The following is a 22,090-nucleotide window of genomic DNA, read 5'->3' on the forward strand; positions in this document are numbered from 1 at the left end:
ATATGCAAGAGAATATTAAGCGATTATTGGAAGATTGTTTTTCCCATTTAGGAGAAGTGGCTTTGTATAAATCAAAGGATAAGTCATACATGGTACAAGTATTAAAGCAAGAGCCAGATAAATTATACGAGATTGGTGAAGGACAATTTGTGGAAGAAACTTTAGCGTTAGAAGTAAGTGCGTTTGATGTACTGCAGCCAATTGTAGGAGATATTTTTGTTATAGGTGACCGTAAATATAAAGTATATTCTCCACCGCTGCAAGATAATTCAGGAATGGTATGGAAAATTCGAGCGTCAGGAGTATAAATGCGTATTAACACCGGTAGTATTATACAAAGTATAGATGCTGAAAGGAAAAAAGTGGAAAAAGCGACAGTGAGTGCATTAAACAAAACAGCAATATGGCTAAAATCAAAAGCAGCTAAGGAAATCAGTGAGGAAAAGAGAATAAAATTAAGTTTGATAAGAAAGAGATTAAGGATTTTTAAGGCGAAAATTAGCAGATTAGACGTGTTAATTAGAGCAAATCTCTATGACATTAGAGCATCGACAATTGGTAAAATACAAAAAACAAGAAGAGGATCGAAAGTAGGAAAGCACCAATTTATAGGAGGATTTGCAGCAGTTATGCCAAAAGGAAATAGCGGTATTTTTAAACGTGAAGGAAGAGCAGCATTACCAATAAAGGAGGTTAAATTGCCATTGGAACCAGAAGCATCAAAAGTAATAAGAGATCTTGTCAATTATGAAGTTGAGAAAGTCTTTACAAAGTTTTTTGAACGTGAATTGAGCTACAGAGTATGAGTTGGAAGAATTTGCATAACGCAATCTGCACTACACTAAAGAGAGAAATATCCATTATACAAACCTGTGAAATTTATCCATCAATAAGAAAAGAATTATTAGCGCCAGCGGTGTTTGTAGAACTTAGCAGTCTTGAAAAAGGAGATGATCCTGGAACAGAAGAATTAGCGCTGAAAGCAAGATTTGAAGCACGAATAGTAATTGATAGCACGGTAGAAAATGCACCTATTCTTGTCAGAACATTAGCTGCTGAGGTTGCGAGAGTAGTAAATAAAAATACTTGGAATATGAAAAATGTTTCACCGGGAGAATTTATATCAGGAGGAGGAGATGATTTTAGGCCAGAGTTAGATGCGTATTTAGTGTGGTTGATTGAGTGGGTGCATACAATACACGTAGGTCGATCTATTTGGGAAGAAGGAAAATTTATGCCACACAAAATAGAAATCGGTGAAATAAATGTTAGAAAATAATTTTGCAATTTCGGAATTACAGAGAAAACTGGCCAACATTGTTCGTATAGGAGTTGTAAAAGAAATAGATTATGAAAAAGCAAAAGTAAGAGTTAAAGTAGGAGAATTTTTAACAGATTGGTTGCCATGGATAACGAGCAAAGCAGGAAAAGATAGAGATTGGTGTCCTCCAGACATTGATGAACAGGTTATGATATTTTCTCCTCTTGGTGAACTATCATTAGGAGTGGCATTGTCAGGAATATATCAGGAAAAGTACCCTGCACTAGAAAATAAAAAAGAAATAAATAGTGTGAAGTTTCAAGATGGAACAAAGTTTACATATGATAAAGAGAAGCATCATTTAGAGATTGAAGTAGCAGATAAAATAACACTGAAGGCTGGAGGATCGAGTATAGAAATGACAAAGAGCGAAATAAGCCTAAAAGCAAAAAGAATAAATTTAAATTGAGGAAAAGGTGAAGATAGTACATCTAGGAAATCAGTGCGGAGAAGCTATACCACATTTTTGTATTAGTGGCAGTAACAATGTTTTTGTAAATGGTAAGCCAGTTTGCCGTAAAGGAGATAATTTTACAGAAGGAAGAGTATTAATTGAAGGATCAAAAACAGTTTTTGCCAATGGGCTTGGAATGGGAAGAGTTGGTGATATGGTTTCTTGTGGTTCCAAGGTGATCAGTGGTAGCAATAGTACATTTGCAGGCTAAGAGTGAAAGGAATGGATGCTAAAACAGGAAAAGCGTTAGAAGAAATAGACCATCTTAAACAATCAATTATTGATATATTAACCACTCCAGTAAACAGTAGAATAATGAGGAGAAGTTATGGTTCAAGGCTATTTGAATTAGTAGATAAGCCAGTTAATCGTGATTTAACACTAGAAATTTATGCAGCAACAGCAGAAGCACTGGGGAAATTTGAGAGGAGATTTAAGTTAGAAAAAGTAAAAATGACAGAGGTGAAAGAAGGAAAAGTAACGCTTGACCTAGAAGGATTATATGTACCAAGTGGGAAAAACATTCGCTTTGATGGAATGGTTATATAAGTATGCAGCAGCCAAATATTATCGAACCACTGAACTTTGAAGAGATTTTTTCTCGGATGAAGGAAGAGTTAGTGAAGAGAGATGAAAGTTTTACAGCATTAGTAGAAAGTGACCCAGCGATAAAGGTATTAGAAGTAGCAGCATGGAGGGAATTGTTACTAAGACAAAGAATAAATGAATCAGTAAAGAGCAATTTACTAAAATTTGCAACGGGAGAAGATCTTGATAACTTAGCTGAGTTTTATGGAGTGGAGAGGCAAAAAGAAGAAGATGATGAACGATTTAGAAAAAGAATTAAAGCAAAGATAGTAGGCTCAAGCACGTGTGGAAGCAAGGAGTATTATAGGTATCATGCACTGTCGGCAGATAGTAGAGTAAAAGATGCATTAGTAGAATCACCTATACCAGGAAAAGTACAAATTTCAATCTTATCAACACAAACTGGCATAGTGTCAGAAGAGCTACTAGAGATTGTAAAAAAGCAGGTTACTAGAGATGATATAAGGGTATTAACAGATGAAGTAACAGTGATTGGTTGTAATATTATGGAAATAGATATTCACAGCAGAATGAGCATAAGTCCTGTAATATCGAAGGAGGAAATTAAGAAGCAGTTTATTCAGAAGTTTGAATTAGCAAAAAGATTAGGGTGGAGTGTGACAAGATCGTGGATAATAGCAAACCTATTTGTAGATGGTGTAGAAAATGTGGAATTAATCGAGCCAAAAGAGGACGTTGTAGTACTAGGAAATGAGTGCGCTGCATTAAGAAAGTTAAAGGTTGAGTAATGTTATTGCCACCAAATGCAACAAAACAGGAAAAAGCGCTAGTAGATGCAACGGATTATAAAGTTGATCCAAGCTGTATAAAAGGATTTAAGTTTAGTCTTAAAGAAGAAACATTGCCGTGGATAGTAGAAGAATATGGCTTAGAAGGAATACTGCGTTGGGTAAAAGATAGAAGAAAAGCCGTAGTAGAAGGAGTGAAATTTCAAAGACTGAGAGGAACTCCAGCATCACTAAAAATAGCACTAAAGTGGGCGAATATAGAAAATATTACAATTATCGAAGAACCACCTGGTAAACATTTTTTCGAGTTGCAAATAGGAATAAAAGATGTTCCAAATAACTTTTTTGTAGATGCGGTTGTAGAGCTTGCAAAACTATCATTACCAGCAAGATCGCAGCTAATGAGGATTTTCAATGACCACTATAATATTAGCAGATTTATTTTAGATGAGAGTGTATTTGGCAGCTTACTATCAGACTATTCAGGTAGAAAGGTTGAAAAAGACGGACCAGTATTATCATTTGGTAGAATGAACTTTTTCAGATCTGGAGATCCATTAGTAGAAATTATAGACAACTATTTAAGGGAGCATTATGAGCAAGTATTTAGTAATGACATATATCGATTAGATGTAGCAGTACTTGGAGAAACAGAGCCTCACATAAAGGATTACAAAGGCATCTATGAAAGAAGTCATCAGTGGTATAACTTAAAAGCACTATATCCTTTACCACAGAGTTTATTACCAGAAATAAAGTTTGCAAAAGCGCAAGTTATATTATCGGATAGTTGGAATTTAGGAGAAATAAACACATGTTTTCCAGTTAGTAGTGTAGAGGAAAGAGGGAATAAATTTGTATTGGGAAGCGATAAACTGTCTGAGCAACGTTGGAATTTAAGATATAAACCAATTTTAGAAAGATTCAGCGTTACCCATGATTATAAAGCAGAAAACTATACTGATCAGAAGATTACAAAATATGTTTTAGCAGAACACAATATTTACTATAAAAACGATTTGGATACAGAGCAAAAAGGCTCAATACACGAACTAGAAAAGCACATTTTAGTGTTTTATCCAGGAGTACTGAAGTGGCACGGACATCGACATTTGCACAGAAGTTGGAAAAATAGTCAAGCAATATCTATAATAAGTTAAGTACTTATATTTAGATCCTCATATATTATATTAACAATAGGTAAAAGTGTATGAAATAAAAAGAAAAGGACTTGCTTTCTCATGCTAAAAAGGACATGACTTGAATAGCAGCAGGTAAATATAAGAAATTTGTCTGGCGCTAGAAAAGCTAATTTTGTGAGGTATGAAATGAGTTTTAGCAAGAGTAAGTTTTTTAAAGAAGTATCAAGTAAAGATATTAATAAAAGAAATGAGGAAGGAGAGACGATCTTGCACCAAGCAGTAGAAATCTCCGATTACAAAACAGTGAGATTATTAATAAAAAAAGGGGCAGAGGTAAATGCAAGAGATAAAAAGGGTTATACACCACTGCACTGCGCAGTATTCGCAAAAAGTTTAGAAAATGTAAAAGTGCTGATAAGGAAAGGAGCAGAAGTAAATGCCAGTCAATATGTCAGTGGATGTACGCCACTGCACTCTGCGTGCAAAATGGGAGGAGCAGGAGTTGAAATAATAAAAGAGCTGGTAAAGGCAGGGGCTGAGGTTAATCAACTGAATAAATATGGCGCAACACCAATGTATTACATCTGGGAAAGTGAAAAGTATTCTTTGTGTGATAGAGAAGAGAGTGAAAAGGCAAGTAAATTTTTAAGAGAAAAAGGTGGAATAACAAAAAGTAGAGAACTGACGTGTTATGGAATAGAGGGGCTAGTAGGAGAAATAGCAGACATGTTGAATGGAAGCTACATGCCGGAGCTAAAAATAATAGAGATAGGGGAAATAAGGAAGAGAGACAAATCGCTAATAAAGAAAGAATGTCAAAATTTAGCAAGCAAGATAATGAGCCAAGTAAACGAAATGATAGATGAGGTGGTGAGAAGGAAAGCTTAAAAAAAAGGTCAAAGAAAAGGTGAGGTAGATTATGTTAAAGTTTGGTAAGAAAGAGGAGTCACTATTAGAGAACTCATATAAAAATATTTATGAAAGAGACGAAAAGGGGAGAACAGCTCTACATTATGCAGTAGACGGAAAAATAGTGAGTTTATTAGTTGAAAAAGGAGCGAATGTAAATGCAGCAGATATAGGAGGATATACAGCACTGCACCTAGCGGTAACGGAGAAACATCTAGAAACCGTGAGAGAACTGATAAAATCAGGAGCAAATGCAAATGCTGAAGAGTATGGCAATAAATGTACTCCATTGCACCTTGCATGTATGGTGGGGAAAGTGGAAGTAGTAAAAGAGTTAGTGGAAGCAGGAGCAGAAATAGAGCAAGAAGATAAGTTCGGAATGACAGCAATGGATTATGCGAAAAATAGTAAAGAGATAATCGAGGTATTAAAGAAAGAAACAGACAGAATTGAGAAGTTATTTATAAGAGGCTGAAAACATGGAGGAAGAAACAGAAAAGAAAGTAATGAATTTAGAGAGAAAACCTTTGGGTGAGCTGAGAAAAACGTGGAAGAAGGTATTTGGGGAAGAGGCGCCTAGATACTCAAAGAAATATCTGATACCAAGATTAGCTTATAGAATGCAGGAAAAAGCGTATGGAGAAATGTCAAGAAAAGGAGCAAAAAGACTAGAGTATCTGGCAGATCGGCTAGAGAAGGGAAAAAGAATAAGTAGTGACAAACTTCCAGTAGCAGGAACAGAGCTAATATTAGAGAGAGGGGAAGAAACGCATGCGGTAATGGTAACAGACAAGGGTTTAATCTACAAAGAAGAGTTTTATACATCATTGTCAGCAGTGGCAGGAAAAATAATGGGAATGAGCTACAACGGACCTTTATTATTTGGGATGCGTGATAAAAATGGAAGTTGAAAATGCTAAAAGAAGTAAGATGTGCGATATATACGAGAAAATCAAATGAAGACGGACTAGAACAAAAGTTTAACAGTCTTGATGCCCAGCGAGTAGCATGTGAAAAGTACATAAAGAGCAGAGAAGGCTGGGTAGCATTGGCCAAAAGGTACGATGATGGAGGTTTCTCAGGAAAGAATTTAGAAAGACCAGCAATAAAGGAATTATTTGAAGATGTAAAAAAAGGAGAAGTGGACTGTGTGGTAGTATATACGTTAGACAGGTTATCAAGGGAAACAAAAGATAGCATAGAAGTGACGTCGTTTTTTAGAAGACATAGAGTAAATTTTGTAGCAGTAACACAAATATTTGACAATAATACGCCAATGGGGAAGTTTGTACAAACGGTATTATCAGGAGCAGCACAACTAGAAAGAGAGATGATAGTAGAGAGAGTAAAAAATAAAATAGCAACATCAAAAGAGCAGGGATTATGGATGGGTGGAACTTTACCGCTAGGGTATGATGTAAAAGATAAAGAATTAATAATAAATGAGAAAGAAGCGAAAATAGTAGGGCACATATTTGAAAGATATTTGGAGCTGAAGTCAATGGCAGAATTGGCAAGGGAGTTAAATAGTCAAGGATACCGGACAAAATCAGATATCTTTAAAAAAGCGACGGTAAGGAGAATAATAACAAATCCAATATACATGGGAAAAATCAGACATTATGAGAAAGAGTATGAAGGAAAACATGAGGCAATAATAGAGGAAGAAAAATGGCAAAAAGCACAAGAATTGATAAAGAATCAACCATATAGAAAGGCGAAATACGAGGAAGCACTGTTAAAGGGAATAATTAAGTGCAAGGGCTGTGATGTAAACATGACTCTGACATACTCAAAAAAAGAGAATAAAAGGTATCGATATTATGTATGCAACAATCATTTAAGGGGAAAAGGTTGTGAATCAGAAAACCGAAATGTAATAGCAGGAGAAGTAGAAAAAGAAGTAATGAGAAAGACAGAGCAGCTATATGAAAATGGGAAAGAAAAGACCGAAGAAAAATGGAAAAATTTAAGTTTTGGAAAGCAGAAAGAAGTAGTGAAAAAGTTAATAAAGGGAGTAATGGTAAAAGAAGATGGAATAGAGGTGAGTTCAGAGGATAAGATAGAATTTATACCGATATGGTTAAAAAAGAAAGGAAATAAATGCACAGTAGTAGAACCAGAAGGAAAAACAAATAATGCGTTACTGAAAGCAGTGGTAAGAGCCTACCTGTGGAAACGGCAACTAGAGGAAGGAAAATACGCAAATATAAAAGAGCTGAGTGCCAAAATTAATATAGGTACAAGACGTATACAACAAATTTTAAGGTTGAATTATTTAGCACCAAAAATTAAAGAAGATATAGTAAATGGGAGGCAGCCAAGGAGTTTGAAGTTAGCTGACTTGAGGGAGATACCGATGCTATGGAATGAGCAGATGGAGAAATTCTATGGTCTTAATTTGTAAAAGCAACAGGAGATCGATGTGCCAGAAAATACTTCAAAATTAAAAGCTTAATTATATGATGAAAATAGTGACAATCTTAAACTTATATGTGAAACGACCTCAGAGCTTCAAAATTATTGCATAAGAACCTAATAGCCCTTCTTTCGCTGAATCATGTGTTGGGTCTGATAAAGGAAATTCTGTAGATATCATAAAAATCAATTCAATCAAACACAAAATTCGAGAAAGTAGAAAGTGTGGAGCAGTCAGTCTTTTTTGAATCAAACACAAAGGGCTATACCTATAAAAGAATAAATACCAAGAAAGGAAAATAATTTCTTTAGAAGAATCTCTAAATTATTAACTCAACACTTATTCCCCTACTATTTCTCCTCACCTTGAGCGTATGGTTTATACCTCAAAAAATCTTGCTTTGAAGATACATCAATTTTTTTACCCTTCAAGATCTTTCTTTTGTTTAATAATTTTAGTTGACTTTATTAACACACTGCTATTTCTTTCGAAGCCCCCATCTTTTGCAGTTGATCTAAACTATCGATTGGCCTCATAAGAGTAGATGGAATACCTGATTCTTTCACTACAAAATCTGATTGTTTAATAGTTTCAGCTAACTCTATAAGTATTTGACCGTTTCTTTCAAAACCTTTATCTTTTATAGCTTGTAGAACACTTTTCCCTCCTAAAAGGCAGCTTTCCCCTAAACTTGATTGATCTTTTAATTTGTCAAACTTCTCCTGGTTCTCTTCATCAAGATTTACTTTTATTATATTACTACCTTCATCACTAGGACATAGATGAATACTAATCTTGCCTACTTCAGTGATAAAGGACATTTCAATGCCACCTCCTAAGACATCTGTATAATTTCTTTTTTTTCCTATGCTTTCAACTCTTATTATACTTTTCCCGATCTGTAAGATGCTACTTTCTATACTGAAATTTTCATTCACCTTACTATTCATAACCTTTGTAACTTCAACGATACTATTTTGTGGCCATCTGAAAAAAACAAGATTGTTATCTACTTCTACTTTCAGATCATCATCTTTAATCTGTTCATTCTTGTTTACTAAACCTTTATATGCGATACTTTTTAGTTCGTCCTTAATTTTTTTACACTTTGTAAAAATAGGCTCATCATTTCCCCACATAGTCTCACCTATTATTCTATCATTGTAAAAGTCAGACTCTATTTTTGCACCCGCTGATAGTAGTTTATTGACAATATTGAATAAAGGTTCTAAAGCCTCTTCCCACTCATCCACTGCCTCTTCTCCATTGTCTTTATATCGTGATCTAGTAGTAGGCGTTATACGCATAACACTACTAGCATTAGCAATATCAATTATTTTTTTGAATACAAAATTCGACACAGTGCATTCATAGTGATCACAGCGTAAATTTAGCTTTATTTTTCTTTTCAAATATTCATCTATTAAATGTTCCATCTTTTCTAGAGTGACCTTTGCAGAATTTTCATATCTATTTTCATGAAACTCTTTCATTATACTTTCCATCTTGTCATGAAATTCATCAATCGAAGCTTTTTCGCTCTCAGTTAACAGATTTGCTAAATTCATTAAAATTGAGTTTTCTGGAATAAAAGAACTTTCAACAACAGTATTGTTGTCTTCAATAACGGACTCATTCCAGTCATCATCACTTTGTTCTTGACTTAACGATGATGCGCTGCCTTCAAGAGTGTGCTGACCAAAAGGTTCCGTACGCTGTTCTTCAGTGGCTAACCCACTATTTGCACAGATCTGCTCATCCTTTGAAATATATCCTAACACCATACCCCCTCAATCTATAAACATATTATGCACAATAATTAGCATGAATAAAAGCCAATGCAAGTATAATTTTTCTAACTTTTATATTTTTTAGAGAGTTGTGTTCTTCTACTATCACTTCATATATCTTTGCTATCCAACAAAAAACCGTTTCTGGACAACCTCTGTAGCATGACGTTCTTGGCCCATATGTGGTATTATGTAAAAGTTAGAATTAAACAGCGACCTAACAACTGCCAAGGATAAAAAAACTTCAAGAAAAACATTTTCTATATTAATGGATACAAAAATTTTATTGGAATTTACAGGAAATACAATACTCCTCAGCGTCATAAAAATTTTAAATGTTTACTTTATTCAAAAAGATAAAAATAGATCGTATATTTGTGAGAACAAGCCGCGTAAAAATAAGGTTATAAAAATAGAATTTTGAAATCTTTGCAACAAAGTTAGGCAAAACAGTTCGTATGTAGATATGGATGAAATGGTCTAATATGGCTAGTTTCATCGTATAGCAGAACCACTATATTAAAAAGTTCGTATGGATCACGTGGTAGTCCAATCCATCCCAAAACAAACTCTTCTCACGACCCTTGGTTTTGAATGCTGGAAATGGTTGTGTTATTTGAGTTAGTGGTAATTAATGTTAAAGAGTGAAAATTAGTTTATTTGGAAATAAAAGGAAAATTCATTGCAATTCTATATTTAAAATAGAATAAAGCTCTTTTTGCATCATGTATTAATAAAAAAATATATTTTTTTGCGTATCCTTTCGTTTTAATTAATATGAAGTGATATGACACCTAATGTAGAGTTTAAAGATAATCACGGCACATCGATATCAAATTTGGAAAATGTTAAAATTATAACCTTGAGCGATGAGAAAGGTAATAAGTATACTTTAGATGCAAGCAATGGTAGTCTGGAATTAAAATATAAACAAGATGGTCAAGGTGAAATAAGCTATAAAGTAGGAGGTTTAGCGGCAGCTTTTAAAAGTCTACTTGATATGAAAAGTACTAACAATGATGAACATACAGTACTTGAAGAGAAGTTAGCAGAAAAGTCCATAGTGGAGGCGATATTTTATGCAAAAGATTTTGATAAGGGTGATAGAATCTCTAACTTGATACTAGATAGTACATTTTCTAGGCGAGATGTTCTGCTTGCTTACCTAAATAAAAAGGTTGATGTTGAAAATGTATATACTAAGGAAGAAGTAGATGAAGGATTAAATAAAAAGGTTGATGTTGAAAATGTATATACTAAGGAAGAAGTAGATGAAGGATTAAATAAAAAGGTTGATGTTGAAAATGTATATACTAAGGAAGATACAGATAGAGGATTTATTTCTCGTGACAGTGACGGAATCAATAGATTAGCAAGGGAATTATTTTATAAACATGATCCCAATGCAACTTCAATTTTAGTTAATACATTAGGGAAGCTTCTTGATGAAAAATATGAAATATATGGTGATAATAAAACAGCAAAAGATTTTTTGGCAGAAAAGGGTAATTTTGCTAAAGCTGATGGCTCTAATATAAAAATTTTAGAATTCACGAAAAAAATACTTGATGCAACAGAGGATATAGGAGATGGGAAAAAGAAATCAATTTTAGTGGAGAAATTAGGCAGATTTCTTGATCAAACTGCTGATAACGAAAATGCTTATGATGGTAAGATAGCAAAAGCTTTTTTAGGAGACAAGGGGGTGCAGGGATCAAAAGGTGCAGATGGTCCTCAAGGTCCGGCAGGTAGAGATGGAAAAAGCCCATCAATTGAGGAAGTCGCTGTACAGCTACTTACTGATGAAAATAAAGATATATTGGGAAAAACAGTACTTGATATAACTGATAGCACTGGTCAAAATCTTGCTACTCATGTTGCTAATAAAATAAATCTTAATTCGCAGGATTTTATAAATAAAGCTGATCCAATAAAACTCGCTGAGTTGCTTTTTAATAAAAGTAACTTAGATCAACTTGCAGCCAAAAAGATTGCCGAAGATAAAGTTAGCTCGTATAAGATTTCTGAACTAGTATTTAACGATGCTAAGAATGCACTAGCAGAGAATTATCAGTGGGATCAAAAGAGCTTTATTGAAGATATAATAAAAAATGTCGGCACTTCTAGGTTAGCTGAGTTGTTATTTAATGCTGGCAGTATAGAGAAAGGTGAAGCAAAAAGAATTACTGAAGGGAAGGTTAGCCCTGAAAAATTAGCTGAATATTTGTTTAATGCAAGTGGCTTAGGCGATAATATAGATGAGTCGAAGACGTTAGTCAATAACGTAACTCAGCACCTTTTGAATACCAAGGTAGATGAAATAGGGAAAGCGGTTGTGAAGGATAATGAAAATAGAGAGATCTTAGCAGGTAGTCGTATTTTGCAGGAAGGAGTGGCAGAAAAATTAATTAGTAGCAACACAAATAAATTGGGACAAGCTATTCTGAATGTGAAAAACAAATTTGGTAATGACGCAAAACCTGTGCTGGAAACTCATCTTGCCAATAACAGCAGCTTTCAGGAAGCTGTGGCAGGAAATCAAGATTTAAGGACTGCAGTAACAGCTAATTTTGGGAGCAATAGAGATTTTTGCAATATTGTAACAAGAGATCTTAGTAGAGATGAAGAAAGTCTGTTAATTGATAGGCTGCCTTTTTATGAAATTCCAGATGATCCAAATGCTCCGCTTTCTTGGAATTAGTAATGTAATTTTTGCTAGACCAACCGATTCCAAGAAAAATTGTTCTCACGCTTGCTGGTTTTGGGTGCTGGAAATGGTTATATTGTTTAGGTTTTTAACAGTATGTATTGCTAAATTAGTAGCAATATATTAAAGACTTTCATCAAAAATTATTCCATAAAAAATTTCTAAATAGGGGTTGATAAGTTTTAAAAATGGAGTATTGTACTGAGTAGGAAAATAGTTTTTTTTATATAGTTTATGAAAGATCAAACGAGCCTTACAACGGATTTTACGCATGCTATAGAAAATGACGACTTTAAACGGTTGGAGGAATATATTGATCAACATATTGATAAATATAATGTTAATCGTGAACTTTTAGATAAGTTGCCTTTGCTGTCCTGGGCTGCCTGTAAAAATAGTGTAAATGTAGCTCAACTTCTTCTTAGTATTGGTGCTGATATTGACATTAGATGTGACCAAAATTGGACACCTCTACACTATGCTGTTAGTGCAGGTCAATACGATATGGTTAGATTTCTTGTTGATCAAGGTGCCAGCATTTTAGCTAAGGATAATAATGTTAAGACACCTTTACGCATAGTAAATGAGCTTGGTAACACAGAAGTAGCAAACTTTTTGAGAGCAAAGCTAGATAAATATTTATTTTCTGCTATAGAAAGAAAGGATATTAGAAAGGTTAGTGATTTTCTTGATGGAGGTGCTAATATTGAGGCTAAAGGTATAAACAATCAAACGCCTTTGTGTGTAGCTTCTTGTAAGGGTAATTTGTATGTCCTTAAACTTCTTCTCAGTAGAAATGCTAAGGTTAACGTTCAAGATGATAGTAGAAAAACACCTTTACATTATGCTGCTAGGGAAGGTCATTCAGATGTAGCTGAACTTCTTCTTGGCCGTGGTACTATGATTGATGCTGAAGACTGTTTTGGTATGGCTCCTCTACACTATGCTGCTTACCACAATAGAAAAAATATGGTTAGCTTTCTTATAAAACAAGATGCCAAAATTGAGGCCGTGGATAAAGAAGCTAAAACACCTTTACATTATGCTGCTGGGAAAGGTCATTTAGATGTAGCTGAACTTCTTCTTGACCGTGGTGCTATAATTGATGCTGAAGACCGTTTTGGTATGACTCCTCTACACTATGCTGCTTGCTACAATAGAGAGGATGTGGTTAGCTTTCTTATAAGCCGAGATGCTAAAGTTGAGGCCATGGATGAAGAAGATAAAACACCTTTACATTATGCTGCTGGGGAAGGTCATTTAGATGCAGCTAAACTTCTTCTTGACCATGATTCTATAATTAATGCTAAAGACCGTTTGGGTATAGCTCCTCTACACTATGCTGCTTACTACAATAGAGAGGGTATGGTTAGCTTTCTTATAAGCCAAGGTGCTAAAGTTGAGGCCATGGATGAAAAAGCTAGAACACCTTTACATTATGCTGCTAGGGAAGGTCATTTAGATGTAGCTAAACTTCTTCTTGAATGTGATGCTATAATTGATGCTAAGGACTGTTATGATCGGGATCCTTTATATTATGCTGATTCGTATAATAAATTAGATGTAGTTAGACTGCTTGAAGGTAGGAATGGTGTGAACACTTGTAACCCTCTTACTAATTTTTTAAGTGCATGTATCCATTCCCCTATTGCTCGTTACTTCGGAAGTGTTTGCGTAGAAGGAGCGCCAATTTTATACAGAAGGCAACGTGCCTCTGCAATTGATCACAATGCTTTGGAAGGTAGTTTACGACTCTTCAGTATCTGTAAAGGAGGAAGAGAAGGTATAGATAAAACACGTTTCAATAAAGAGATTAGTTATCTACATGAAAATGCTTATTTGTATGATGTTTTACTGTTACAAGATGAGGAAAATCAAAACACACTTTTGCATGTGGTTATTAAAGAAAATCAGGTTGATCTTGTAAAAGAACTTTTGTGTATTCTTAAGGAGCCATATCGTTCGAATAAGGTGTATAAGTGCAAGTATTTTGAAGATAAGCAAGAAAATGAAAAGCCGCTTTCTAAAGTTATTAATTCTAAGGATAAAGACGGAAAAGATGCAATTACTCTGGCTATTGAAGGTAATGACCCAGAATGTATTTCGGCTCTTTTCAAGTATTTAACTTATGAAAATATTAACAGAAGGAAAGATGTTAAAAGCGATTACACACCTCTACATGAAGCTGTGCGTTCTAGAAGTAGTAACGCAATTAGTGCGCTTCTAAAATCAGAGCATGTAAACGTTGAGCTCATAGATGGAAGATCTTACAGAGCATGGAAATATGTTAATAATGAAGAAACAAAACAATTGTTTATTAGGTATTATAGTGATAAAATTAATGATTTGCGTAAAGAATTAGCACATTGCAATGAAAAATTAGCGCAAGTCGAGTATTTCCTGTGCAGAACAAAACTTGCTTTTGTATGCTCTGCAGCTTTTGGCTCTTGTCTTAATATGTATAAAAATTTTCATGATGCAAGAAGTGGAGATATGCCAGGTGTTACCATTCATCCTCTCTTGTTGTTATTTTCTAGTGCTACAGGTCTAATAGTGTTGTGTAATCATTTTATCGATTTAACACTTTCAAAGTATAAAGAAGAAAGTGTTAGCTTGCAAAAAAAATTGGACAGTTTTAGAGAAGCAAGAGATAAGTTGGAAAATAAATTACTTCATTTTCAAGAAGGTACATCTCAGGGTATTAGGACGAATTCAATTTCTACGCAACTATCTGATTATGATGACGTACCTGGAACATTAGAATCACCTACCTCTATAAAGAGCTTTGAAAGCTCAGCAAAGGTATCCGTTTATAACCTGCCTAAGGAATTTAAGTAGCCTAATTTAGTAAGTACATAGAAGTAATCATATTAAAGAAGATATTGGTTTTTGAAGTAAGAGGAGAAAGCTCACAATCTTTGCTCATGTGTCTAAATTGGAGAACCAAGAGAAAGTTTGTTCCACAATAGAGATGTTCAAAAAAGTGTGTCAAATCAAAAAGAAAGTAATAAATTGATATAAAAAGGTGAAATAGAAAACCACTTATTGGCTGAAAGTGAAGAAAATAATAGAAAAAATGGGAGAAATGCAAAGGCTTTACGTACAAGTGCAGATTCATTTGAACTTTTAACACCAAGAGATAGAGAAGGAACCCCAAATAGTCAAAAAAAGGCAAACAAACTTACATCCAGGGCTTGAAACGAAGATTTTAAGCACATTTGCAATACCAATCGATTTCCAAAAAAATCTTCTCATGCTAGCTGGTTTTTATTGCTGAAAGTGGTTGTATTATTTAGGTTCTTAGTAATATTTAATATTAAATTAATAGTAATTCATTAAAAATTTTCATCAAAAATTATTTCAAAAAAATTTTAAATTAGGGGTTGACAAGTTTTAAAAGTGGAGTACTATTCCTGAAATACATTAGATTACTAATTTTTTATGGTATGTAAGTGTGTGATGGCTAAGGTAATTTTACTTTTGTGAGCGGGCTATGTTATGTGAGGGCATTCCAGAATTCTTGTTTGAGGGAAGATGGTCCTTTCTGTGTTGCTTGAGGAAAGAAAAAAGCTCAGGGTAAGAGTGGCTTGTTATAGTGTGATTGCTTAGTTAAGTTAGGTAAGTTTTTATAAATGTGGAGGGACAAATGACTTTAAACAATGATGATTTATTAGTTAGTGCTGCAGGAGCAGGACGCCTTAGTGACGTTAGAGAACTTCTTGAGAAAGGGGCTAATATTGAAGCTAGAGATAGTGATGGTTACACATCTTTGCATAGGGCTGCTGAAGGAGGTCATTTAGAGATAATTAGATTTCTTATAGATAAGGGGGCTAACATTGGAGCTAAAAATAAGAATGGTGGAAAACCTTTAGATGTAGCAAATACCTCTCGTCAGTCAGAAGTAGTAAACTTTTTAGGACCAAAGCAAAGTGAGTATGATAGACTTTTATTTGCTGCTGTAGAAAGTGGGAATGTTAGTGAAGTTACAAATCTTCTCAATATTGGAGCTAGTATTGAAGTTAAAGGTGTAGAAAATGCGGAGTTTAGGTTAGCCCGTTATGTAAAAAGAATTATGGAGATGAGTAATTACCATAATGTTCATTCGGAAAAAAATCTGAGCTTGAAAGGATAAAAGGAGAATTACCAGAGTCAGTAAAGAATGCAGTATTTTCATCGGAGGTATGTATTAAAAGTGTTTACTATAGTAATGAGTATTTATATCCTGCTAGTGATTATCTTAGCCATGATAGGGATAGAAGGAGAGTATTTACTTGGAGGCCAGGGGGCAAAGATAGTTCATGTCAATGGAAATTTGAACCTGAAGGTAACAACATATATATAAAAAGCACTTATTTTAATGAGTATTTATATCCTGCTAGTGATTATCTTAGCCATGATAGGGATAGAAGGAGAGTATTTACTTGGAGGCCAGGGGCAAAGATAGTCCATGTCAATGGAAAATTGAGGATTGTGGATCTACTCGCAAGAAGCGTGATGTACAATATAGTATTACAAAAGAAGCTAAGTGTGATCTATCTTATGATAATGCATCAGACAATTCATCGCAAAGTGACGAAATAGGCTATAACAAAATAGGAGCTACAAGCGGAGCAAGTAAGCCGTCTTCATGGATAGATGCTGTTAAAGGTGTTTTTCAGTTTATCTCTTCCCCTTTAAGGGCTGCGTTGCCTTCATTTTCAGAAAATAGCTCTAGCCGTTCTGGTACAGCAGGAAGTAGCTCCAATCATTCTGATACAGTAAGAAACCCAAATATCCAATATACTAGCCAATTTAGTCGTGAAGTTTGTGCGAGTAATAATGCTAGCTTGATGTTTTTCTTGTTACAAGCTTTTCTAGATAAAAAGTGTCCTCTTCCTAAGTTTTCTGATGTTAATCCTGTAAAGGCTCTTTTTTACACATCGGATATTATAAAGTCGTTCAAGGAAGTATTAGAGAAGCAAGCTGAATCGAAAGGTGGTATAAAAATGCACCGCTTAGATATTAATTTTGAGAAATTATTTGAGAAGATTAATGAAAAAATTAGGAGTGGTGAATTTAATGAAATTTCAGGGATTTTAAAATCATACGCAGAGGAAGCATTGCCTGGTAGAGAACCCGGAGATCCCGGTAGATTAAGTCCGAAAAAGTTTGATAAGTTTATGGCTGAATTTAATAGAAGAATAGACCCAGTAATAAATCAATTAATGCAACAAATGTTAAGCAGATTAGAAGTGAGTGACGTAAAAGAACAACAAATAAGCTTGGAGCCTAAAAGTTATCTAAATAATACTTCTGTTCAATGTCATTTAACTCAAGCTAGAGGTCAAGGTAAAGTATTAATTCCTTAATTTTTGAATTTCATCTATCGAAAGGCCGGTAATTTGAGCGATAACATCAATAGAGACACCGGCCTTAAGTGAGTTCTTTGCCACTTCGATTTTCTCTGCTTTTCTGCCTTTTTCATGTCCGATTTGGATGCCTTCTTCTTTACCTTCTTCTCTACCTTTTTCAGTAGCATCATCAAGTTTTTGAGCGAGGACAGCCTGTTCATCAAGAATACGTTTTATTTCCTGTTCATAGGCAATAAATTCTTTTTCTGACCAGTTGAATCTATTTAGCTCTTCATAGGCCTTTTTAATTATTACATCACTACCTATTATTTTTTCCAGCTCTTCTTCACTAGTCTCATCTGCATATCGAAAAAAATAAACCCATTTTTCAACTATATTTTCCAACTGATCTTCCTTATTCTTTGGAAATTTTGGCAACTCAATAAATATAAAATAGAAATCTTTTAGATCATGCTCATTAGTGTCTTCATCTCGAATAGTATGCTTTGATTTGTACTCAGATTTATTAGGAAACAGTACACAATCTGCTATAGCAATGAAGATAATTTCCTTAAGGTTATGATACTGGTCACCTTTATCAGCTTGCCTTGAGTAAGCTTTAGCAGCATAGTATTGGGCACGTTTTTCAAAGCCTTTAGTTTTAGCGACCTGCATTTCGCAAATGTATTGAGCACCTGTAGAATCTCTACAGAGAACATCAACAATACTTTGCTTTTTAGCGGCGATATCGGGGTCTTGAATAGTACTTAAAAACTCTATATCCTTTATTTCATTTTTACCAGTAAAGCCAAGAATATCATTGAGGAAGTGAATAAGGATATCTCTATTTTTTTCAGTACCGAAGATACGCTTAAACGATACATCATTTTTGGGATCAAGAAACTTAGAAAAAGTCATAAGAAAGAACCTTAAAAAGCATTAATAATTATACACAATTCTGAAGAAATGTTCAAGTTTTTTATTTTTTTAAGTTTTGAATGCGTTGATGAAAAAAATGTCTCCCATAGATGGCTTTAGAATGCTACTACGCACCTTAGACGTCCTTTTTACATCTTTTATTAACCCTTCTATAAAGCGCCTTAAAAGGCTGGCAAATGGATGCTATGAGTTTGGAGCTGTAGGAGATATCAAAGATACCCTTTTTGGTGTATAAAAATACGAATCTACGACAACATCGTTTAAAGAAATTAGCAGCTATTAATATCTTCTACCTTTTCATAAAAAAATAAACAAAAAAAAATTGAAAATTTGATTTGACTTCACCCAAAAGCTATGGCTTTATGCCAATACTGCTAAGAAAATAACAGTAAACATTTAAAAATAATTTATTATTAGTGAAGGGTATATTATATGAACAATAAGAATAAAAGTAAAGATCGTAAAAAAGAAATAGAGTTCCGAATTGACCTTACCCAGAAAAAGTGGAGAGAAAGAAAGGAGTTTTTTTGGGTAAAATAAAATTTTGGAGGATTAGAAATGGCAAGAGAATATACGGCAGAATTCAAATTGGAAGCTGTTAAGCTGACAAATGAACAAAGAAAGGTAGGTCAACCAGTTGCAAAAGTAGCAAGAGATCTAGGAATAAGGGATAGTGTATTAGGAAAATGGATGAAGAAATATAACGAAAAAAAGTCAGCGGCAAATGCATTTCCAGATGTAGCACCTTATGACAAAGAGAGATTTGATTTACAGAAAGAGTTAGCAAAAGTAACAAGAGAAAGAGACATTTTAAAAAAAGCCCTGGCCAGTCAAAAAGAGTAAAATATTTTTTTATATAGTAACTGCTATAAAGTACAGGAATTATGTAGGATTTTCTGCTAGTGGCTACTATAAGTGGACCACAAGAAAAATAAGCAGTAGAGAATCAGCAAATAAAGAGTTATTAGCAGATATTCAAAAAATATATCAAGCTTCTAAATGTAGATATGGAGCTCCTAAAATTCATGCTGAATTAAAGGCTTTGGGTAAAAGTTGCAACTTAAAAACAGTGCAAAGTATTATGCAGAAAAATGGTATTCAGGCTATATTGAGAAGAAAATTTAAAATTAAGAAACAACAAACGGACAGTAGCTCCCAATATATTAGACCAAAACTTTATTGTCGATCAACCAAATAAAGTATGGGATTACTTATATAAAAACCAAAGAAGGATGGCTATATTTGGCAACAATAATCGATCTATATTCACGCATGGTAGTTAATGAGCAGTTCAATAAATAAACAATTGGTTATGGACTCTTTATTAATGGACGTTAACAAGCGTAAACCTGCCAAAAATCTACTATTACATAGTGATCAAGGTTCACAATATACTTCGCAAGGTTATCAATATCTCTTATCCATAAAAAACATAGATGAGTCATAAAGGTTGTTGTTACGACAATTCTGTTGTGGAAAGCTTCTTCAGTTCTCTAAAAAGGGAGTTACCAATAGACACCTCTCGGCACTCTAAACAGCATATCAAAACTGCTATATTTGAATATATAGAAATTTTTTATAACAAACAACGTCACTATTAACTATTGCATTCCAGAACAATTTGATGCATCATTCTTTTTGTAAAAAACATTCCAAACTTTCTCTCCACTTTTTCTGGGTAAGGTCATCATAGCATTAGTTAGATGCATTAGAATTGATCATGATGATGTACATATAATGTTTAGGTTTCAAGAACTTGCTCTGGAAATGCAAAAAAAAATGTTCAACATTATGTCGCGAGTCAAACTTAGGGTATTTGGCGTCTCATGTTTAATTTTTCGCACTACGTGCATCGCATGTCTTTAAAAATTTCTGGGTTTTTACCTATATAAGCCGAAACGCGCTTATAAAGCGTTACAAGACATCAAAAAATGCCAATACTCGACAGAGATAGTAAAAGACTAGCTAACTCGGGGATTCTTTGTCTTTTTTTCTGCTTAGTAAATTTCTTAAACATTTGCAGCGTAGGTTAGTTGCAATTAAAAGCAGCTGAATTTCGCTTGTCAAGCGTTTAAAACATAAAAAACGCCAATATTTTAAAGCGGATAATAACCCCAGGGCTTCTTTTGCCTTTTTTTTATTTGGTAAATTTCTTAATGTTTATGGCTAAACGACAATCGTCATCCCGCTACTTGTTAGCGGGATCTAGAGATACCGCGAATGAATCGCGGTATGACGGTTTGTGGCGGCATGACGATAAGGTTTATACCTTGTCATCCCAGTGCTTGACACTGGGATGACAGCTAGCCTGACAATCGTCATCCCGCTACGTGTTAGCGGGATCTATGCTTTGAGATACTGCGAATGAATCGCGGTATGATGGTTAAGTAAGGGATCTATGCTAAGAGATGCCAAAGACCTTCATGAAACTTTGCCCATTTGGCTTCTCTAAAGATTTCGTTTACAGAATCTAGTAACTCAGCTATGCAGAATAAAAAAAGTTTGTATGGTATACAAATAGTGTGTTTTTTTTATAATTATTTTCTATAATACATAAACCTTTGGTCCAAGCTGTAAATGCCACCATAGGCATTAAAAGTTAATTAACAAACTGCAATGTATAATTAAATAAAGAAACTTGTAAGACTTTGATCTTACAGATTATAAACTTGTCATAAAGTTTAATAGTGTCTGTTACTGCTTTTAGGTGTGAGGCTAGAGGGTTATTAGCAGTAACAGACACTATTAAACTTATTATAAAATTTACTTAAAGTAAATACTTAATTTAAAATATTATAATATTTTTACTTACAATAGATTTATGTAAATGCTTTTTTCCTCAATTAGTATTGTACTATTATACTTGTTGAATGCTAAAAAATTATTAACCATCACTAATCTCTATTTGCATAGTAAGTTTATATATACTATTATACAGTATATCACTTAGTTTTATAGCAAACAAACAAAAGATATGGTGAAGTTATTTGCACTATTGATAATATTTTACTCAAATATATCTGTTGCCTCTGCTCCTACTTCCTGGCAATTTGGATTTCCTGCTCCTGCAACTGAAGTAATGGAGGCTGTAGTTAGGTCACATTCGTTTGTGATGCTTGTGATGGTTACAATAATGCTTTTTGTGTGGGCGCTGCTTGCTTATATAGCGTTTCGCTTTCGTAAAAGCAAAGTAACAAACATAAGTAAAACTACCCATAGTGTTCCTTTAGAAATTATTTGGTTTGTTATACCAACTATCATTGTTGGTATATTAGCCTTTGAAAACGCTAAATTACTGAAGCTACAGGAAGAAATACCGAAAGCTGATATAACACTGAAAGTTATTGGCCATCAATGGTATTGGAGTTACCAATATCCAGAATATCAAGGTGTGTCATTTGATAGTTATATTAAGGGAAAAGAAGACTTTATCGAAGGAGATTTAAAGCTGTTCTCTGTTGATAACAACATCGTTTTACCCGTTAATGCTAACGTTCGTTTACAAGTTACAGCAGGAGATGTTATACATAGCTGGGGAGTACCAGCTTTTGGTGTAAAAATTGATGCGATACCAGGTAGGCTGAATGAGGCGTGGTTTAATATCAAAAAGCCTGGTGTTTATTATGGGCAGTGCTACGAATTGTGTGGTCAAGGCCATGGATTTATGCCAATTGTTGTTGAAGCAGTAAGCAAAGAAGATTTTAATAAGTGGATTGAAAATAGAAAATTAGTGAGTTAAATT

At 34.1% G+C, this 22,090-nt stretch carries 22 protein-coding genes and 1 pseudogene; 21 read left to right on the forward strand and 2 right to left on the reverse strand.

Translation table 11 applies throughout. The features are described 5' to 3' along the window. The first annotated feature begins 2 nt into the window (after nt 1-2). The 12 genes from AAGD59_RS03145 to AAGD59_RS03200 all read left to right on the forward strand — a co-directional run bounded on the left by AAGD59_RS03145 (nt 3) and on the right by AAGD59_RS03200 (nt 7,570). Nucleotides 3-308, forward strand: coding sequence for a hypothetical protein (locus AAGD59_RS03145; RefSeq protein ID WP_265027814.1), 306 nt, complete (start codon nt 3-5; stop codon nt 306-308). Next, nucleotides 309-806: a phage tail protein gene (locus AAGD59_RS03150; protein ID WP_265027813.1), complete on the forward strand. Its 498-nt coding sequence runs from the start codon at nt 309-311 to the stop codon at nt 804-806. Further along, nucleotides 803-1,279, forward strand: coding sequence for a hypothetical protein (locus AAGD59_RS03155; protein ID WP_265027812.1), 477 nt, complete (start codon nt 803-805; stop codon nt 1,277-1,279). The genes AAGD59_RS03150 and AAGD59_RS03155 overlap by 4 nt, the downstream gene beginning before the upstream one ends. After that, the gene (locus AAGD59_RS03160; protein ID WP_265027811.1) at nt 1,266-1,730 is read left to right on the forward strand and encodes a phage baseplate assembly protein V; all 465 of its coding nucleotides are present in this window, start codon (nt 1,266-1,268) and stop codon (nt 1,728-1,730) included. Before AAGD59_RS03155 ends, AAGD59_RS03160 begins: the two co-directional genes overlap by 14 nt. Nucleotides 1,731-1,737: 7 nt before the next feature. Then, entirely contained in the window at nt 1,738-1,986 is a 249-nt protein-coding gene (locus AAGD59_RS03165; protein ID WP_265027810.1) for a PAAR domain-containing protein, read from the forward strand. Between the two features lie 2 nt (nt 1,987-1,988). After that, nucleotides 1,989-2,324 (forward strand): GPW/gp25 family protein, encoded by a 336-nt coding sequence (locus tag AAGD59_RS03170; RefSeq protein WP_265027809.1) that lies wholly within the window; start codon nt 1,989-1,991, stop codon nt 2,322-2,324. A gap of 2 nt (nt 2,325-2,326) precedes the next feature. After that, nucleotides 2,327-3,112, forward strand: coding sequence for a baseplate J/gp47 family protein (locus tag AAGD59_RS03175; protein WP_265027808.1), 786 nt, complete (start codon nt 2,327-2,329; stop codon nt 3,110-3,112). Continuing rightward, entirely contained in the window at nt 3,112-4,272 is a 1,161-nt protein-coding gene (locus AAGD59_RS03180) for a phage tail protein (protein WP_265027807.1), read from the forward strand. The genes AAGD59_RS03175 and AAGD59_RS03180 overlap by 1 nt, the downstream gene beginning before the upstream one ends. 168 nt (nt 4,273-4,440) lie before the next feature. Continuing rightward, a complete protein-coding gene (locus tag AAGD59_RS03185) occupies nt 4,441-5,142 on the forward strand; it encodes an ankyrin repeat domain-containing protein (protein ID WP_265027806.1) in 702 nt (233 codons plus the stop codon). Nucleotides 5,143-5,173: 31 nt separating this feature from the next. Further along, nucleotides 5,174-5,638: an ankyrin repeat domain-containing protein gene (locus AAGD59_RS03190; RefSeq protein ID WP_265027805.1), complete on the forward strand. Its 465-nt coding sequence runs from the start codon at nt 5,174-5,176 to the stop codon at nt 5,636-5,638. A 4-nt stretch (nt 5,639-5,642) separates the two neighbouring features. After that, the gene (locus tag AAGD59_RS03195) at nt 5,643-6,074 is read left to right on the forward strand and encodes a DUF2924 domain-containing protein (protein ID WP_265027804.1); all 432 of its coding nucleotides are present in this window, start codon (nt 5,643-5,645) and stop codon (nt 6,072-6,074) included. Between the two features lie 2 nt (nt 6,075-6,076). After that, a complete protein-coding gene (locus AAGD59_RS03200) occupies nt 6,077-7,570 on the forward strand; it encodes a recombinase family protein (protein WP_341812960.1) in 1,494 nt (497 codons plus the stop codon). 479 nt (nt 7,571-8,049) lie between these two features. Here the strand turns inward: AAGD59_RS03200 and AAGD59_RS03205 are convergent, their stop codons facing one another. Continuing rightward, nucleotides 8,050-9,366, reverse strand: coding sequence for a hypothetical protein (locus AAGD59_RS03205; protein WP_265027802.1), 1,317 nt, complete (start codon nt 9,364-9,366; stop codon nt 8,050-8,052). Between the two features lie 793 nt (nt 9,367-10,159). On the opposite strand from AAGD59_RS03205, the gene AAGD59_RS03210 reads away from it, so the two are divergent. The 5 genes and pseudogenes from AAGD59_RS03210 to AAGD59_RS03230 all read left to right on the forward strand — a co-directional run bounded on the left by AAGD59_RS03210 (nt 10,160) and on the right by AAGD59_RS03230 (nt 17,427). Further along, a complete protein-coding gene (locus AAGD59_RS03210; protein ID WP_141456939.1) occupies nt 10,160-12,073 on the forward strand; it encodes a hypothetical protein in 1,914 nt (637 codons plus the stop codon). 240 nt (nt 12,074-12,313) lie between these two features. Next, on the forward strand, nt 12,314-14,917 hold the full coding sequence (locus AAGD59_RS03215; RefSeq protein WP_208571662.1) for an ankyrin repeat domain-containing protein: 2,604 nt from the start codon (nt 12,314-12,316) through the stop codon (nt 14,915-14,917). 183 nt (nt 14,918-15,100) lie between these two features. Then, nucleotides 15,101-15,302: pseudogene (locus AAGD59_RS03220) on the forward strand (transposase); the annotation flags it as partial. Nucleotides 15,303-15,725: 423 nt separating this feature from the next. After that, nucleotides 15,726-16,211 carry an ankyrin repeat domain-containing protein gene (locus AAGD59_RS03225; protein WP_341812961.1) on the forward strand — a complete coding sequence of 162 codons (486 nt, stop codon included), beginning with the start codon at nt 15,726-15,728 and terminating at the stop codon, nt 16,209-16,211. Nucleotides 16,212-16,500: 289 nt separating this feature from the next. After that, nucleotides 16,501-17,427: a hypothetical protein gene (locus AAGD59_RS03230; RefSeq protein ID WP_015589129.1), complete on the forward strand. Its 927-nt coding sequence runs from the start codon at nt 16,501-16,503 to the stop codon at nt 17,425-17,427. Here AAGD59_RS03230 and AAGD59_RS03235 read toward each other — a convergent pair. Beyond that, nucleotides 17,416-18,327, reverse strand: a complete 912-nt coding sequence (locus AAGD59_RS03235; protein WP_015589128.1) for an Rpn family recombination-promoting nuclease/putative transposase — start codon at nt 18,325-18,327, stop codon at nt 17,416-17,418. The genes AAGD59_RS03230 and AAGD59_RS03235 overlap by 12 nt on opposite strands. Before the next feature lie 579 nt (nt 18,328-18,906). On the opposite strand from AAGD59_RS03235, the gene AAGD59_RS03240 reads away from it, so the two are divergent. From AAGD59_RS03240 to coxB, 4 genes are all read left to right on the forward strand, one after another. Continuing rightward, nucleotides 18,907-19,191, forward strand: a complete 285-nt coding sequence (locus tag AAGD59_RS03240; RefSeq protein ID WP_039964423.1) for a transposase — start codon at nt 18,907-18,909, stop codon at nt 19,189-19,191. A gap of 139 nt (nt 19,192-19,330) precedes the next feature. Continuing rightward, nucleotides 19,331-19,546: an IS3 family transposase gene (locus tag AAGD59_RS06940; protein ID WP_245836010.1), complete on the forward strand. Its 216-nt coding sequence runs from the start codon at nt 19,331-19,333 to the stop codon at nt 19,544-19,546. A 238-nt stretch (nt 19,547-19,784) separates the two neighbouring features. Continuing rightward, nucleotides 19,785-19,949 (forward strand): IS3 family transposase, encoded by a 165-nt coding sequence (locus AAGD59_RS03245; protein ID WP_081600772.1) that lies wholly within the window; start codon nt 19,785-19,787, stop codon nt 19,947-19,949. A 1,373-nt stretch (nt 19,950-21,322) separates the two neighbouring features. Next, nucleotides 21,323-22,087, forward strand: a complete 765-nt coding sequence (coxB, locus tag AAGD59_RS03250; RefSeq protein ID WP_015589127.1) for a cytochrome c oxidase subunit II — start codon at nt 21,323-21,325, stop codon at nt 22,085-22,087. Nucleotides 22,088-22,090: the final 3 nt, after the last annotated feature.

The sequence above is a fragment of the Wolbachia endosymbiont (group A) of Cephus spinipes genome, from assembly GCF_964026895.1.
Lineage (GTDB): Bacteria > Pseudomonadota > Alphaproteobacteria > Rickettsiales > Anaplasmataceae > Wolbachia > Wolbachia pipientis.